At 70.8% G+C, this 12,628-nt stretch carries 11 protein-coding genes; 3 read left to right on the top strand and 8 right to left on the bottom strand.

The annotated features are described in order from the left end of the window. Positions 1–26: 26 nt before the first annotated feature. Positions 27–1,232, bottom strand: a complete 1,206-nt coding sequence (gene fasR / locus AB0H32_RS16440; RefSeq protein WP_361120049.1) for a fatty acid biosynthesis transcriptional regulator FasR — start codon at positions 1,230–1,232, stop codon at positions 27–29. A 73-nt stretch (positions 1,233–1,305) separates the two neighbouring features. On the opposite strand from fasR, the gene AB0H32_RS16435 reads away from it, so the two are divergent. Continuing rightward, positions 1,306–1,959: a pirin family protein gene (locus AB0H32_RS16435; RefSeq protein WP_361120134.1), complete on the top strand. Its 654-nt coding sequence runs from the start codon at positions 1,306–1,308 to the stop codon at positions 1,957–1,959. Between the two features lie 146 nt (positions 1,960–2,105). Here the strand turns inward: AB0H32_RS16435 and AB0H32_RS16430 are convergent, their stop codons facing one another. Both AB0H32_RS16430 and AB0H32_RS16425 read right to left on the bottom strand, forming a co-directional pair. Next, positions 2,106–2,927 carry a serine hydrolase domain-containing protein gene (locus AB0H32_RS16430; RefSeq protein ID WP_361120046.1) on the bottom strand — a complete coding sequence of 274 codons (822 nt, stop codon included), beginning with the start codon at positions 2,925–2,927 and terminating at the stop codon, positions 2,106–2,108. Further along, complete coding sequence (locus AB0H32_RS16425; RefSeq protein WP_361120043.1) at positions 2,918–3,415, bottom strand: GNAT family N-acetyltransferase; 498 nt, start codon at positions 3,413–3,415, stop codon at positions 2,918–2,920. The genes AB0H32_RS16430 and AB0H32_RS16425 overlap by 10 nt, the downstream gene beginning before the upstream one ends. A 96-nt stretch (positions 3,416–3,511) precedes the next feature. Here AB0H32_RS16425 and AB0H32_RS16420 point away from each other — a divergent pair, with 96 nt between their 5' ends. Continuing rightward, on the top strand, positions 3,512–3,967 hold the full coding sequence (locus AB0H32_RS16420; RefSeq protein ID WP_361120040.1) for a MerR family transcriptional regulator: 456 nt from the start codon (positions 3,512–3,514) through the stop codon (positions 3,965–3,967). Positions 3,968–4,036: 69 nt separating this feature from the next. Here the strand turns inward: AB0H32_RS16420 and AB0H32_RS16415 are convergent, their stop codons facing one another. From AB0H32_RS16415 to AB0H32_RS16405, 3 genes are all read right to left on the bottom strand, one after another. Then, entirely contained in the window at positions 4,037–4,891 is an 855-nt protein-coding gene (locus tag AB0H32_RS16415; RefSeq protein WP_361120037.1) for a DUF4429 domain-containing protein, read from the bottom strand. Between the two features lie 66 nt (positions 4,892–4,957). Next, positions 4,958–6,175 (bottom strand): alpha/beta hydrolase, encoded by a 1,218-nt coding sequence (locus tag AB0H32_RS16410; protein ID WP_361120034.1) that lies wholly within the window; start codon positions 6,173–6,175, stop codon positions 4,958–4,960. 104 nt (positions 6,176–6,279) lie between these two features. Then, positions 6,280–6,906 (bottom strand): TetR family transcriptional regulator, encoded by a 627-nt coding sequence (locus tag AB0H32_RS16405; protein ID WP_361120031.1) that lies wholly within the window; start codon positions 6,904–6,906, stop codon positions 6,280–6,282. 67 nt (positions 6,907–6,973) lie between these two features. Between AB0H32_RS16405 and AB0H32_RS16400 the strand changes: the two genes are divergently transcribed. Further along, positions 6,974–8,593, top strand: coding sequence for an MFS transporter (locus tag AB0H32_RS16400; RefSeq protein WP_361120028.1), 1,620 nt, complete (start codon positions 6,974–6,976; stop codon positions 8,591–8,593). Positions 8,594–9,031: 438 nt separating this feature from the next. Here AB0H32_RS16400 and AB0H32_RS16395 read toward each other — a convergent pair whose 3' ends face one another. Both AB0H32_RS16395 and aceE read right to left on the bottom strand, forming a co-directional pair. Then, positions 9,032–9,775: a potassium channel family protein gene (locus AB0H32_RS16395; RefSeq protein WP_361120131.1), complete on the bottom strand. Its 744-nt coding sequence runs from the start codon at positions 9,773–9,775 to the stop codon at positions 9,032–9,034. Positions 9,776–9,860: 85 nt separating this feature from the next. Continuing rightward, the gene (aceE, locus tag AB0H32_RS16390) at positions 9,861–12,608 is read right to left on the bottom strand and encodes a pyruvate dehydrogenase (acetyl-transferring), homodimeric type (protein WP_361120025.1); all 2,748 of its coding nucleotides are present in this window, start codon (positions 12,606–12,608) and stop codon (positions 9,861–9,863) included. Positions 12,609–12,628 lie beyond the last annotated feature (20 nt).

The raw sequence follows: 12,628 nt of genomic DNA, 5'->3' as shown, positions 1-12,628 counted from the left end.
GCCTTTTGTGGGCACCCCACAAAAACCTAGAGTTGGGGGTCTCCATCGGCCAGACGCCCCAGGATCAGCGCGATTCGCAGTGTGAACGCGGATCGTACATCCGATGGCGACCAGCCGGTGACGTCTGTCACACGTCGGAGCCGGTAGCGCACGGTGTTCGGGTGAACGAAGAGCATGCGGGCCGCGCCCTCGAGGCTGCTCGCCTGCTCCAGGTAGACGCTCAGGGTCTCCAGGAGCGCCGAGCCCGCCTCCTCCAGCGGTCTGTAGATCTCCTCCACCAACTGCTCGCGCGCGCCCGGATCGCCCGCGATGGCCCGCTCCGGCAGCAGATCGTCCGCCAGCACCGGCCGTGGTGCGTCCTGCCAGGCGGAACACGCCTTGAGGCCCGCGGCGGCGGCCTGTGCGGACCGGGTGGCGGCCAGCAGGTCGGGGACGACGGGCCCGGCGACGACCGGTCCGGCCGCGAACGGCCCGATCAGCGACTTGGCGACGGCGAGCGGGTTCGCGCTGCCGCCGGCGATGACGACGAGCCGGTCCCCGAGCACCCCCGTGAGCACCTGGAGCTTGGCGTGCCGGGAGGCCCGCCGGATCGCCTCGACGGTCAGCTCGCTGTCCCCGTCGGGCGCGGTCCCGAGCACGACGCACACATGCTCCGGCGAGTTCCACCCGAGCGCGGCGGCCCGGCTCACGGCGCCCTCGTCGGCCTCGCCGCTGAGCACGGCGTTGACGACCAGCGACTCCAGCCGCGCGTCCCAGGCACCGCGTGCCTCGGCGGCCTGGGCGTACACCTGGGCGGTGGCGAAGGCGATCTCCCGCGCGTACACGAGCAGGGCTTCCCGCAGCACGCTCTCGTCCCCGGGGGCCGCGACCTCGTCGATCGCGCTCTCCATCACCTCGATGGTGGTCCGCACCATCTCCACGGTCTGCCGCAGCGTGATGGCCCGGGTCAGTTCGCGCGGCGCCGTCCCGAAGACATCCGTGGAGATCGCCTGGGGTGCGTCCGGGTGCCGGAACCACTCGGTGAAGGCGGCGATGCCCGCCTGGGCCACGAGCCCGATCCAGGAACGGTTCTCCGGGGGCATGGCCCGGTACCACGACAGGGTCTCGTCCATGCGCGCGATGGCCTGCGCGGCGAGACTCCCGGAGGACTTCTCCAGCCGCTTCAGGGTCGCGGAGTGCGGGTGGACGTGCTGCGCTGCGGGGTCGCTGTGGTGGGATTCGGGTTCGGGCACGGGACAAGACTGCCTTATCCGGACGGGACCGTGCGTCGCCGGGTCAGGGGTGAGGTCTACGGTGGTGCCCGTGATGGACGTACGGCGCGCCGGCGAGCGCTACCGCGGAGGGGATCCGGAGGCCGGGATCGACTCCCGCCACGCCTTCTCCTTCGGCCCGCACTACGACCCCGGGAACCTGCGGTTCGGCGCGGTCATCGCCTGCAACGAGGAGCGGCTGGCGCCCGGGGCCGGTTTCGACGAGCATCCGCACAGCCACACCGAGATCGTCACCTGGGTCGTCGAGGGCGAGCTGACCCACCGCGACTCCACGGGGCACGAGACCCGGGTCCGGCCCGGAGACGTCCAGCACCTGAGCGCGGCGGCGGGCGTCCGGCACGTGGAGCGCAACGACGCGTCGGTGCCGCTGACCTTCGTCCAGATGTGGCTGGCGCCTCTGGAGCCGGGCGGCGATCCCTCGTACGAGATCGTTCACGGCATCGCCGACTCCACTCCGTACGCCGTCGCCGGCGCGGGCGCGATGCTGCATGTCCGCCGCCTGGGGCCGGGGGAGCGGACGGCCGTTCCTGACGCGGCGTACGTGTACGCGCACGTGGTCCACGGGGAGATCCGCCTGGCGGGGGAGACGCTGGGTCCCGGTGACTCGGTGCGGATCACGGGGGCGGAGGGCTTGGAGGCGGTGGGGGCCACGGCCTCGGAGCTGCTGCTGTGGGAGATGAACCGGTAGCCGCGTGCCCGTTCTTCGGCTGCGGCCGGGTGGGGGTTTGTTGCGCAGTTCCCCACGCCCCTTCGGGCCGGGGGCCGTTGCCCGGCTGCGGCCCGGTGGGGGGTTTGTCGCGCAGTTCCCCACGCCCCTTCGGGGTGCGGTCGGGCTCAGCCTCGGAGTTCCGAGAGGACCGCGTCGGTGAACGGCGGCCATGCCTCGCTCGCCCACGGTCCGAACGCCCGGTCCGCCAGGGCGACGCCCGCGACCCCCGCGTCGGGGTCGATCCACAGAAACGTACCGGACTGGCCGAAGTGCCCGAAGGTGCGCGGCGAAGACGAAGACCCCGTCCAGTGCGGCGCCTTGGAGTCCCGGATCTCGAAGCCCAGCCCCCAGTCGTTCGGGTTCTGATGACCGTAGCCCGGCAGCACCCCCTTCGTCCCCGGGTACTGGACCGTCATCGCCTCGGCCACCGTCCGCGGGTCCAGCAGCCGTGGCGCCTGCACCTCCGCCGCGAAACGCAGCAGGTCCTCCACCGTCGACACCCCGTCCTTCGCCGGCGAGCCCTCCAGCGACGTCGCCGTCATCCCCAGCGGCTCCAGCACCGCCTGCCGCAGGTACTCGGCGAACGGAATGTCCGTCGCCTTGGCGATGTGATCCCCGAGCTGCTCGAACCCCGCGTTGGAGTACAGCCGCCGCTGCCCGGGCGGGGCCGTCACCCGGTGCTCGTCGAAGGCGAGCCCGGAGGTGTGCGCGAGCAGATGACGCACGGTCGCGCCGGGCGGCCCGGCCGGCTCGTCCAGCTCGACGGCGCCCTCCTCGTAGGCGACCAGCGCCGCGTACGCCGCCAGCGGCTTGGTCACCGAGGCCAGCGGAAAGCGGTGCCCGACGGGCCCCTGCGTCCCGAGGACGGTCCCGTCGGCCCGTACGACACCCGCCGCGGCGGTCGGGACGGGCCAGTTCTCGATCTGCGCGAGGCTCTTCAGTGACATGCCCCGAGCCTAGGCGCTCGGAGCGTCAGCTCCATCAAAGGGTCGGGCTTGGGCACGAAGCCGAGGTCGGCGTAGAGCGGTGCGGCCTCGGCGGACGCGGTGAGGTGGACGCGGCCGGCGCCGCGCTCGCGGAACCAGTCCAGCAGTGTGTCCATGCACGCGCGGGCGTACCCCCGGCGGCGCATGTCCGGGTCGGTGGCGACACTGAAGACGAACCCGACCGCCCCGAGCGGATCACCCGCCTTCCCGATCCGGTAGTCGACCGTCCCGGCCACCAGCGCGGCCAGCGTTCCCGGCCGCTGCGGGTGTTCCACGACGAAGGCCGCGAAGTCCCCGTCCGGTTCGTCCAGCCGGGCGCGCAGCCCCGGCAGGGACTGCGGGTGCCAGTCGGTGGAGCGGTCCGCGCCGGGCATCGAATCGATCATCACCTGGCGCAGGCGCAGCACTTCCGGCGCGTCCTCGGCCACGGCACGGCGTACGAGAGTCATGTCGCGCACGCTAGCGACCCCGCCCCCGGTCCGTCGCACGGATTTCTTACCGGTTCCGCTTGCTTGGAGCGCACTCGAAGGCCATAGCGTGGGGGCATGACGGTGATGCAGACCATGCCAGCGGACACCGAGCAGGCCACCCGCGTCGACATCTGCTCCGCCCCACCCCGGCACCATCCCCGCCCCGACGGCCAGGACAGCTACACGATCAGCGAGGTCGTCGCCTTCACCGGCCTGACCGCGCACACGCTGCGCTGGTACGAGCGCATCGGCCTGATGCCGCACGTCGACCGCTCCCACACCGGCCAGCGCCGCTACAGCAACCGCGATCTGGACTGGCTGGATCTCGTGACCAAGCTGCGCCTGACCGGCATGCCGGTGGCGGACATGGTCAGGTACGCGGAGCTGGTACGGGAGGGCGAGCAGACGTACGGGGAGCGGCGGCAGCTGCTGGAGTCGACCCGCCGCGACGTCGTGACCAGGATCGCGGAACTGCACGACACGCTCGCCGTCCTGGACCGGAAGATCAGCTTCTACGCAGCGGAGCGGTAACCAGCCAGGGGAGCGGGCGGCCGGCCCCGCACGACCCGCACCCGAGGAAATCACCCCACCCGGCAGGCGCTACAACTCGGCCAGCAACTCGGCCTTCTTCGACGAGAACTCCTCATCGGTCACCAGCCCGGCCTGATGGAGTTCCCCGAGATGCCGGATCCGCTCCGCGATGTCGGCAGGATCCCGTCGCGACGGGGCCGGTACCACCGGTACCGGCCCTCGCGTGCGTACGGCCGCCAGCACGGCTGCCGCGAACGGCAGCGACTCGTGCACCGGCCCGTACCCCAGCCCGAAGACCACGGCCGCCAGATCCTGGTCGGGCTGCACGGACTCCGCCGGACCGGCGGAGCGCGGCAGCAGCCGCAGATGTCCTTCGAAGACCTCCGGCGACCGCCACTCCACCCCGCCGAGGTCGGCGACCGCGAAGCTCTGGTCCCCGGCCTTCCATTTCGTCGAGGACGCGCCCGTCCAGGACCACCGGAACTGCACCGACGTCCCGTCGAAGGACGCCTTCCCGTCGTACGCCTTGAACTGGAGAGGCGTCTCGGGCGCGGTCACCAGGTACCGGTCGGCGGGCCCGGCCCCGGCATCGGTGAGCAGCCCCTTCAGCTCGTCGGCGTAGTACTCGGCGAGCGTCGACCGCTCGGCCGGCAGTACCAGCCGGTACGGGTCGGAGCCCTCGCGCAGTTGCCCGGCCGCCGCCTCCATCAGTGGATCCGCGCCCAGGCGCGGGCGCAGCCGCAGGGCGACCGTGCCGCGCTTGCCCGTGGTGAGCGTCACCGCGTCGACCGCGGACAGCGGGATCCGCCGCTCGCCCAGCGCCTGGAACAGCTTCGGTGTCCTGATCCCCCGTTCGTAGCGGATGAGCACGGAGTCGGACTCGAACTCCCAGACGGCATGAAATCCCGCCAGTACGTCACCCATGCGGCTCATCGTATGCGGCACGTGCTCCTCCGTCGCCACCCGCGCAGACCGCACTTCCTGCTGTTTCTACGCGCGTCCGGCCGTCGTCGTGCCGGGCAGACCGGCCCGGCAGGCATCGTTCTCATGCACACAGGTCACGTCGTCGTACGCGCCCACCCCGACGTCGGCGAGGTTGCGCAGGCTGTCCGTGCCTGGCTGGAAATAGCCCGCGTGGCCCTGCGCGTCCTGTGCCGACAGCACCCGCGCACCGAACGCCGAGGACACCGGGTCCGCCCCGTGCCCGAGCCCGCCGACCTCCAGGTACGGCACGTCCTGCACCCAGTCGGTGGCGTCCCGCATCGCCCATACCCGGGCAGAGGTGCCCAGGTGGGAGGCGCTGGCGACCCGCATGCCGGGGCTCGCGGCCACTGCTATGTCGGCCACCCGGCGGGGCATGCCGTGCGCGGCGACCCCGCAGACCACCGAGCCGTAGCTGTGGCAGAACATCGACACCGGCGCCCGGCCGGGCAGGGCGTCGAGCAGCGCGTTCAGGCGTACGGCGCCCTCCTCGGCGCGCAGCCCCGTGGCCGCGTCCACGCCGAGCCCGTCGGGGGCGGTGTAGTCGGCCCAGGCGATCACGGCCGTACGCGTCGAGGGGCTCTGCGTCCGCTCGGCCCCGTACAGGGCCTCGGCCATGCCGACCGTGGCGCTGTACTTGCGGTACGTCTTCTGGAAGGTGAGCAGATCGGTGTCGACGCCGGGGACGACGACGGAGATCCGCTCGGCCGCGTCGAGGTTCCCGAACACCTCGGCGATCCGGCCCGAGCCCTCGGGGTCGAAGGCGAGGATCTGCCGGTCGGGCTGCATCAGCGCCTCGTAGCGGTGCATGCGGCGGCCCGCGTCCTGATGGCCGGCCGCGCTGAGCCGGCTGTCGTGCATGCGCTTCTTCTCGACCTTGCGCGCCTGGTCCAGCGCGACGCGGTTGGCCCGGTAGCGCAGGGAGACGGGGGCGCCGTTCATGTTGCCGACCGCGAGGGGGTAGCGGTGGGCGAGACGGTCGCGCTCGTGCGGGGTGAGCGCGGCGAAGAAGCGGGTGAGCCGCGCCGGGGAGGAGTCGGGGGCCGGCAGGTGGAGGCCGTGGATGCTGCCGTGCTCCCACTTGGCGAGCGAGGCCTGCAGGGCGGTCGACTCGCGGTGGGTGCGCAGGGCGGTCCAGCCGGTGGTCGCCAGCATCACGAACACCACGCCCAGCGCGAGCAGCGCGCGCCAGACGTTGAGTTGCGGAGAGGTGTCGAAGGAAGTCACTGGGAGGACACACTAGGAGAACGAGAGGGTCTCGCGGTAACTCAGTGACAGGTATCACGTTTCGCGAAAGATCCGAACGATCTGCGAAGGATCTGCGAACGATCTCAGTCGGAACGCCAGTTCCCCGTCAGCGCCGAGCCCACCTGATCGAGGTGTGACGCGGTGAGCGCGCGGATCGCCTCCAGGCTGAAGTCGTCGCCCGTGCTCCACTGCCGTTCGCTGACCCTGATCACCCCGCCGAGGACGGCCACGGCCAGCCGTGGGCGCGGATCGGTGTCCACGTCGACGCCCTCGCGCTCGGCGAGCAGCCGCGCGATGGTCTCCTCCGTGGACGCGGAGCGCCGCAGATGGGCGGCGAGCAGCGCGGGCGTCGACTCGATCGTCCGGTACATGCGCACGTACAGCTCGACCGGTACGACCGCCTCGATGGCTTCGCTCAGTCCGTCCCAGCCCTCCAGCACCGCCTGCCGCAGGGCCTCCATCGGCGCCTCGTGCGACGGCCGCTCCCGCACCGCCGCGACGAAGCGCTCCTCCGCCAGCTCCTGGGCGGCGAGGGCGACGTCCTCCTTGCCGGCGAAGTAGCGGAAGAAGGTCCGCTCCGAGACGTCGACGGCATCGGCGATCTCGGCGACGGTCGTGCGCTCGTAGCCCCGGGAGGTGAACAGTTCGAGGGCGGAGCGCAGGAGGGCGTCCCGGGTGCGCTGTTTCTTGCGCTCACGCAGAGTTTCCATAATGTGTCAGTTACCGACTTGTGATTTTGTTTGTCAAATGTCAGTCGCTGTCACTAGCCTCGAACGCATGACCAGTCAGACCACCATCGACACCACGGGACCGGAGGACAGGGCGCCTGCGGCAGCGGCGGAGTCGATCCCGGCCCCGGGGCTGCGCGGCCATCCGTGGCTCACCCTCATCACCGTCGCCGTAGGGGTCATGATGGTGGCCCTCGACGGCACCATCGTGGCGATCGCCAACCCCGCGATCGCGAAGGACCTGCACGCGAGCTTCTCGGACGTGCAGTGGATCACCAACGCCTACTTCCTCGCCCTCGCGGTCTCCCTGATCACCGCGGGCAAGCTCGGTGACCGCTTCGGCCACCGGCAGACCTTCCTCATCGGCGTGACCGGCTTCGCCACCGCGTCGGGCGCCATCGGCCTGTCCCACAGCATCGCCGCGGTCGTCACCTTCCGCGTCTTCCAGGGCCTGTTCGGCGCCCTGCTGATGCCGGCCGCGCTCGGCCTGCTGCGGGCGACCTTCCCGGCCGAGAAGCTCAACATGGCGATCGGCATCTGGGGCATGGTGATCGGCGCGTCCACCGCGGGCGGCCCGATCCTCGGCGGTGTCCTCGTCGAGCACGTCAACTGGCAGTCGGTGTTCTTCATCAATGTGCCGGTCGGTCTGATCGCGCTGCTCCTCGGCCTGATGATCCTGCTGGACCACCGCGCCCGGAACGCGCCGCGCTCCTTCGACATCCTCGGCATCGCGCTGCTGTCCGGCGCGATGTTCTGCCTCGTGTGGGCGCTCATCAAGGCCCCGGCCTGGGGCTGGGGCGACGGCAGGACATGGGCGTTCCTCGCCGTCTCGGTGCTGCTCTTCGGGGTGTTCGCCCTCTGGGAGACGAGGATCGCCGAACCCCTGATCCCGCTCGGGCTGTTCCGCTCCGTGCCGCTGTCCGCGGGCGTGGTCCTCATGGTCCTCATGGCCATCGCCTTCATGGGCGGCCTGTTCTTCGTGACGTTCTACCTCCAGAACGTGCACGGCATGAGCCCCATCGACGCCGGTCTGCACCTGCTGCCCCTCACGGGCATGATGATCGTCGGCTCCCCGCTCGCGGGCGCCGCCATCACCAAGCTCGGCCCGCGCATCCCGCTGGCCGGCGGTATGGCTGCTACCGCGGTCGCCATGTACGGCATGTCGACGCTGGAGGCCGACACCGGCAGCGGCGTGATGTCCGTCTGGTTCGCCCTGCTCGGACTCGGCCTCGCGCCGGTCATGGTGGGTGCCACCGAGGTCATCGTCGGCAACGCCCCCATGGAGCTGTCGGGTGTGGCGGGCGGCCTCCAGCAGGCGGCCATGCAGATCGGCGGCAGCCTCGGTACGGCGGTGCTGGGCGCTGTGATGGCCTCCAAGGTCGACAGCGACCTGCCGGGCAACTGGACCGGAGCCGGGCTGCCGCAGCTGACCCCGGGGCAGATGGACAAGGCGTCCGAGGCGGTTCAGGTCGGCGTGGCCCCGGTCGCCAAGGGCACCCCGGAGCCGATCGTCGCGAAGATCACCGCTGTCGCCCACGACACCTTCATCTCCGGCATGAGCCTCGCCTCCCTGGTCGCGGCGGGCGTGGCGGCGGTGGCCGTCCTCGTCGCGCTGCTCACCAAGCGGGGGCAGAACGCGGAGGCGGGCGTGGGAGCGGGCCACATCTGAGGTCTCTACTCGGCTGATTCCTGGCGGATTTCGCCCATCAGGGTGACTCCGCTAAAGATTCCTCGCCCTCGGTGCGCGCCGCAGGTCACAGTGGGTCAAGTCCTCCGCAGGGGCGGAAGGAGGACCGCCGGACCGCGGCGCGCGCTGCTGGAGGGGGGCAGCGTGGCCGCGTCCGCGGGGGCGCCGACACCAGTCTCCCGGCCGCCCTTCTCCTGCGGGGGCGGGTGGCTTGTCGCGCAGTTCCCCGCGCCCCCGGGGGAGTTGCGGTCGCCGCACCTGCACAGCGCACGTACGGAGCTGCGGGCAGTCGTGCCGCTTGGGGCGGCACGGGTGGGCGACGGGGGTCCCCCGCTCGAGCGAAGCCGAGAGCGGGGGAGGCACCCTGTGAGCGTGGGCAAGCGATCCGGCCCCGCCCCGGCCCCCGTACCGGGCGCCCCGTCAGCTGCGTTGGCTCTCCCGCTCCTCGGCCAACCGGGCCACCTCCGCCCGCAGCAACCGAACCTCCTCGGTCAGAGAAGCGATCGCCTCCGTCTGCCGCCGCTCCTCCACGTCGTCCTTCTCGAACCGGGAGATGAACCAGGCCGCGATGTTCGCCGTCACCACACCCAGCAGCGCGATCCCGGACAGCATCAGCCCCACCGCGATCATCCGCCCCAGCCCGGTCGTCGGCGCATGATCCCCGTACCCCACGGTCGTCATCGTCGTGAACGACCACCACACCGCATCACCCAGCGTCCGGATGTTCCCGTTCGGTGACTCCCGCTCCACCGACAGCACCGCGAGCGACCCGAACATCAACAGGCCGATCACCGAGCCCACGACATACGTCGTCAGCCGGATCTGCGGAGCCATCCGGGCCCGCCGCCCCACCAGCAGCAGCGTCGACACCAGCCGCAGCAGCCGCAGCGGCTGGAGCATCGGCAGCACCACCGCGCACAGATCGGGCCAGTGCGTCCGCACGAACTCCTTGCGCCGGGGCGCGAGCGTCAGCCGTACGAGGTAGTCCGCCGCGAACGCCCCCCACACCACCCATTCCACGACCGTGCACGCGGACGTCAGGGAGTACCCGGCCGAACCGTCCACGATCGGCACCGCATAGGCGACGGCGAAGGCCACCGCGAGCGCCAACAGAGGCCGTTGGCTGAGTCGTTCCCAACGTTCCTGCGCCGGCCGTTCCCGCATGCCCTTCATGGCGGAATCGTAAATAAGCGGAAAGGGCGGCGCAGGCATGAGCCCCGCCGCCCTTACGCCGACTGCCCGGTAGCGCCTATGCGTCGCCGCCGGCCGCCCCCGGATCCGCCGCCGAGACGTCCAGCAGCTGATACCGGTCGATGGCCTGCTTCAGCACGGACCGGTCGACCTTGCCGTCCCTGGCCAGCTCGGTCAGCACCGCCACCGCGATCGACTGGGCGTCGATGTGGAAGAAGCGCCGGGCCGCACCGCGGGTGTCGGCGAAGCCGAAGCCGTCCGCACCGAGCGACTGGTACGTGCCCGGTACCCACCGCGCGATCTGGTCCGGAACCGATCGCATCCAGTCGGACACGGCCACGAACGGGCCCTCGGAGCCGCCCAGCTTCTGCGTCACGTACGGCACCCGCTGCTCCTCCTCCGGGTGCAGCAGGTTGTGCTCCTCCACGGACACGGCCTCGCGCCGCAGCTCGTTCCAGGAGGTGGCCGACCACACGTCGGCCTTCACGTTCCACTCCTCGGCGAGCAGCCGCTGCGCTTCGAGCGCCCACGGCACCGCGACACCGGACGCCATGATCTGCGCCGGGATCGCGCCGCCCGTGCCCGCGCTGATGCGGTGGATGCCCTTGAGGATGCCCTCGACGTCCACTCCGGCCGGCTCGGCCGGGTGCTGGATGGGCTCGTTGTAGACGGTCAGGTAGTAGAAGACGTCCTCGCCGTGCGGGTGCTCGGCGTCGCCGCCGTACATCCGGCGCAGGCCGTCCTGGACGATGTGCGCGATCTCGTAGGCGTACGCCGGGTCGTAGGCCACGCACGCCGGGTTGGTCGAGGCGAGCAGCTGGGAGTGGCCGTCCGCGTGCTGCAGCCCCTCACCGGTCAGGGTCGTACGGCCCGCTGTCGCGCCCAGCACGAAGCCGCGCGACAGCTGGTCGGCCATCTGCCAGAACTGGTCGCCGGTGCGCTGGAAACCGAACATCGAGTAGAAGACGTAGACCGGGATCAGCGGCTCGCCGTGCGTGGCGTAGGCCGAACCGGCCGCGATCAGCGAGGCCGTGCAGCCCGCCTCCGAGATGCCGTCGTGCAGCATCTGGCCCGTCGGCGACTCCTTGTACGCGAGCAGCAGATCGCGGTCGACCGCTTCGTACTGCTGGCCCAGCGGGTTGTAGATCTTCGCGCTCGGGAAGAAGGAGTCCATGCCGAACGTGCGGTACTCGTCCGGCGCGATCAGCACGAAACGCCTGCCGATCTCCTTGTCCCGCATGAGGTCCTTGAGGAGACGCACGAAGGCCATCGTCGTGGCGATGGACTGCTGGCCCGTGCCCTTCTTCACGGTCGCGTAGGTCTTGTCGTCCGGCAGGGCGAGCGGCTTGGAGCGCACGACGCGGGTCGGGACGTACCCGCCGCACGCCTTGCGCATGTCGTGCATGTACTGGATCTCCTCCGTGTTGCGGCCCGGGTGGTAGTACGGCGGCACGCCGGACTCCAGGTCCTTGTCGGAGATCGGCAGGTGCAGGCGGTCCCGGAAGCGCTTGAGGTCGTCGACCGTCAGCTTCTTCATCTGGTGCGTGGCGTTGCGGCCCTCGAAGTTCGGGCCCAGGGTCCAGCCCTTGATGGTCTTGGCCAGGATGACCGTCGGCTGGCCCTTGTGCTCCTTGGCCGCCTTGAACGCAGCGAAGATCTTGCGGTGGTCGTGGCCGCCGCGGCCCAGGTGCAGGATCTGGTCGTCGGTCATGTTCTCGACCATCGCGCGCAGCCGGAGGTCGTCGCCGAAGAAGTGCTCGCGGATGTAGGCGCCGGACTCGGTGGCGTAGGTCTGGAACTGCCCGTCCGGGGTCGTGTTCATCTTGTTGACCAGGACACCGTCGCGGTCCTGGGCGAGCAGCGGGTCCCAGGTGCGGTCCCAGATCAGCTTGATCACGTTCCAGCCGGCGCCCCGGAAGACCGACTCCAGCTCCTGGATGATCTTGCCGTTGCCGCGCACCGGGCCGTCGAGCCGCTGCAGGTTGCAGTTGACGACGAAGGTCAGGTTGTCCAGACCCTCGCGCGCGGCGATGCTCAGCTGGCCGAGCGACTCCGGCTCGTCCATCTCGCCGTCGCCGAGGAACGCCCACACGTGCGACCTGGAGGTGTCGGCGATGTCGCGCGCCTGCATGTAACGGTTCATCCGCGCCTGGTAGATCGCGCCGAGCGGGCCGAGGCCCATGGAGACCGTCGGGAACTCCCAGAAGTCCGGCATCGAGCGCGGGTGCGGGTAGCTGGACAGTCCGTTCGGGTACTTCGACTTCTCCTGCCGGAAGCCGTCGAGCTGCTGCTCGGTGAGGCGGTCGAGCAGGTACGCGCGCGCGTAGATGCCGGGGGAGGCGTGGCCCTGGAAGAAGACCTGGTCGCCACCGTCGCCCTCGTCCTTGCCGCGGAAGAAGTGGTTGAAGCCCACGTCGTACAGGGAGGCGGAGGAGGCGAAGGTGGCGATGTGGCCGCCGACCCCGATGCCGGGGCGCTGGGCGCGCGAGACCATCACGGCCGCGTTCCAGCGGGTCGCGTTGAGGATCCTGCGCTCGATCTCCTCGTTGCCGGGGAAGAACGGCTCGCTCTTGGTGGGGATCGTGTTGACGTAGTCCGTGCTGCGCATCTCGGGCACGGCCACGCGCTTCTCGCGGGCCCGCTCGATCAGGCGCAGCATGAGGTAGCGTGCTCGCTCCCGGCCGCGCTCGTCCACGGCGGCGTCGAGGGAGTCGAGCCACTCCTGGGTTTCCTCGGGGTCGAAGTCAGGAACCTGACTCGGAAGGCCGCCAATGATGATCGGGTTGCGATCGGATCCGGAAGCCACGCTGTTCCTTACCTGTCGGA

Origin of the sequence: Streptomyces sp. NPDC020362, assembly GCF_040642095.1 — a bacterium.
Classification (GTDB): Bacteria; Actinomycetota; Actinomycetes; order Streptomycetales; family Streptomycetaceae; genus Streptomyces.
The sequence above is the reverse complement of the archived record's forward strand: the minus strand, read 5'-3'. Positions and strand labels throughout refer to the sequence as shown.

Bases quoted from the DNA above. Each gene is read 5' to 3' on its own strand.
- AB0H32_RS16435 (WP_361120134.1), top strand. From the start codon at position 1,306: ATGGACGTACGGCGCGCCGGCGAGCGCTACCGCGGAGGGGATCCGGAG.
- AB0H32_RS16395 (WP_361120131.1), bottom strand. From the start codon at position 9,775: ATGCGGGAACGGCCGGCGCAGGAACGTTGGGAACGACTCAGCCAACGG.
- AB0H32_RS16400 (WP_361120028.1), top strand. From the start codon at position 6,974: ATGACCAGTCAGACCACCATCGACACCACGGGACCGGAGGACAGGGCG.
- AB0H32_RS16425 (WP_361120043.1), bottom strand. From the start codon at position 3,415: ATGACTCTCGTACGCCGTGCCGTGGCCGAGGACGCGCCGGAAGTGCTG.
- AB0H32_RS16430 (WP_361120046.1), bottom strand. From the start codon at position 2,927: ATGTCACTGAAGAGCCTCGCGCAGATCGAGAACTGGCCCGTCCCGACC.
- AB0H32_RS16420 (WP_361120040.1), top strand. From the start codon at position 3,512: ATGACGGTGATGCAGACCATGCCAGCGGACACCGAGCAGGCCACCCGC.
- AB0H32_RS16415 (WP_361120037.1), bottom strand. From the start codon at position 4,891: ATGGGTGACGTACTGGCGGGATTTCATGCCGTCTGGGAGTTCGAGTCC.
- AB0H32_RS16405 (WP_361120031.1), bottom strand. From the start codon at position 6,906: ATGGAAACTCTGCGTGAGCGCAAGAAACAGCGCACCCGGGACGCCCTC.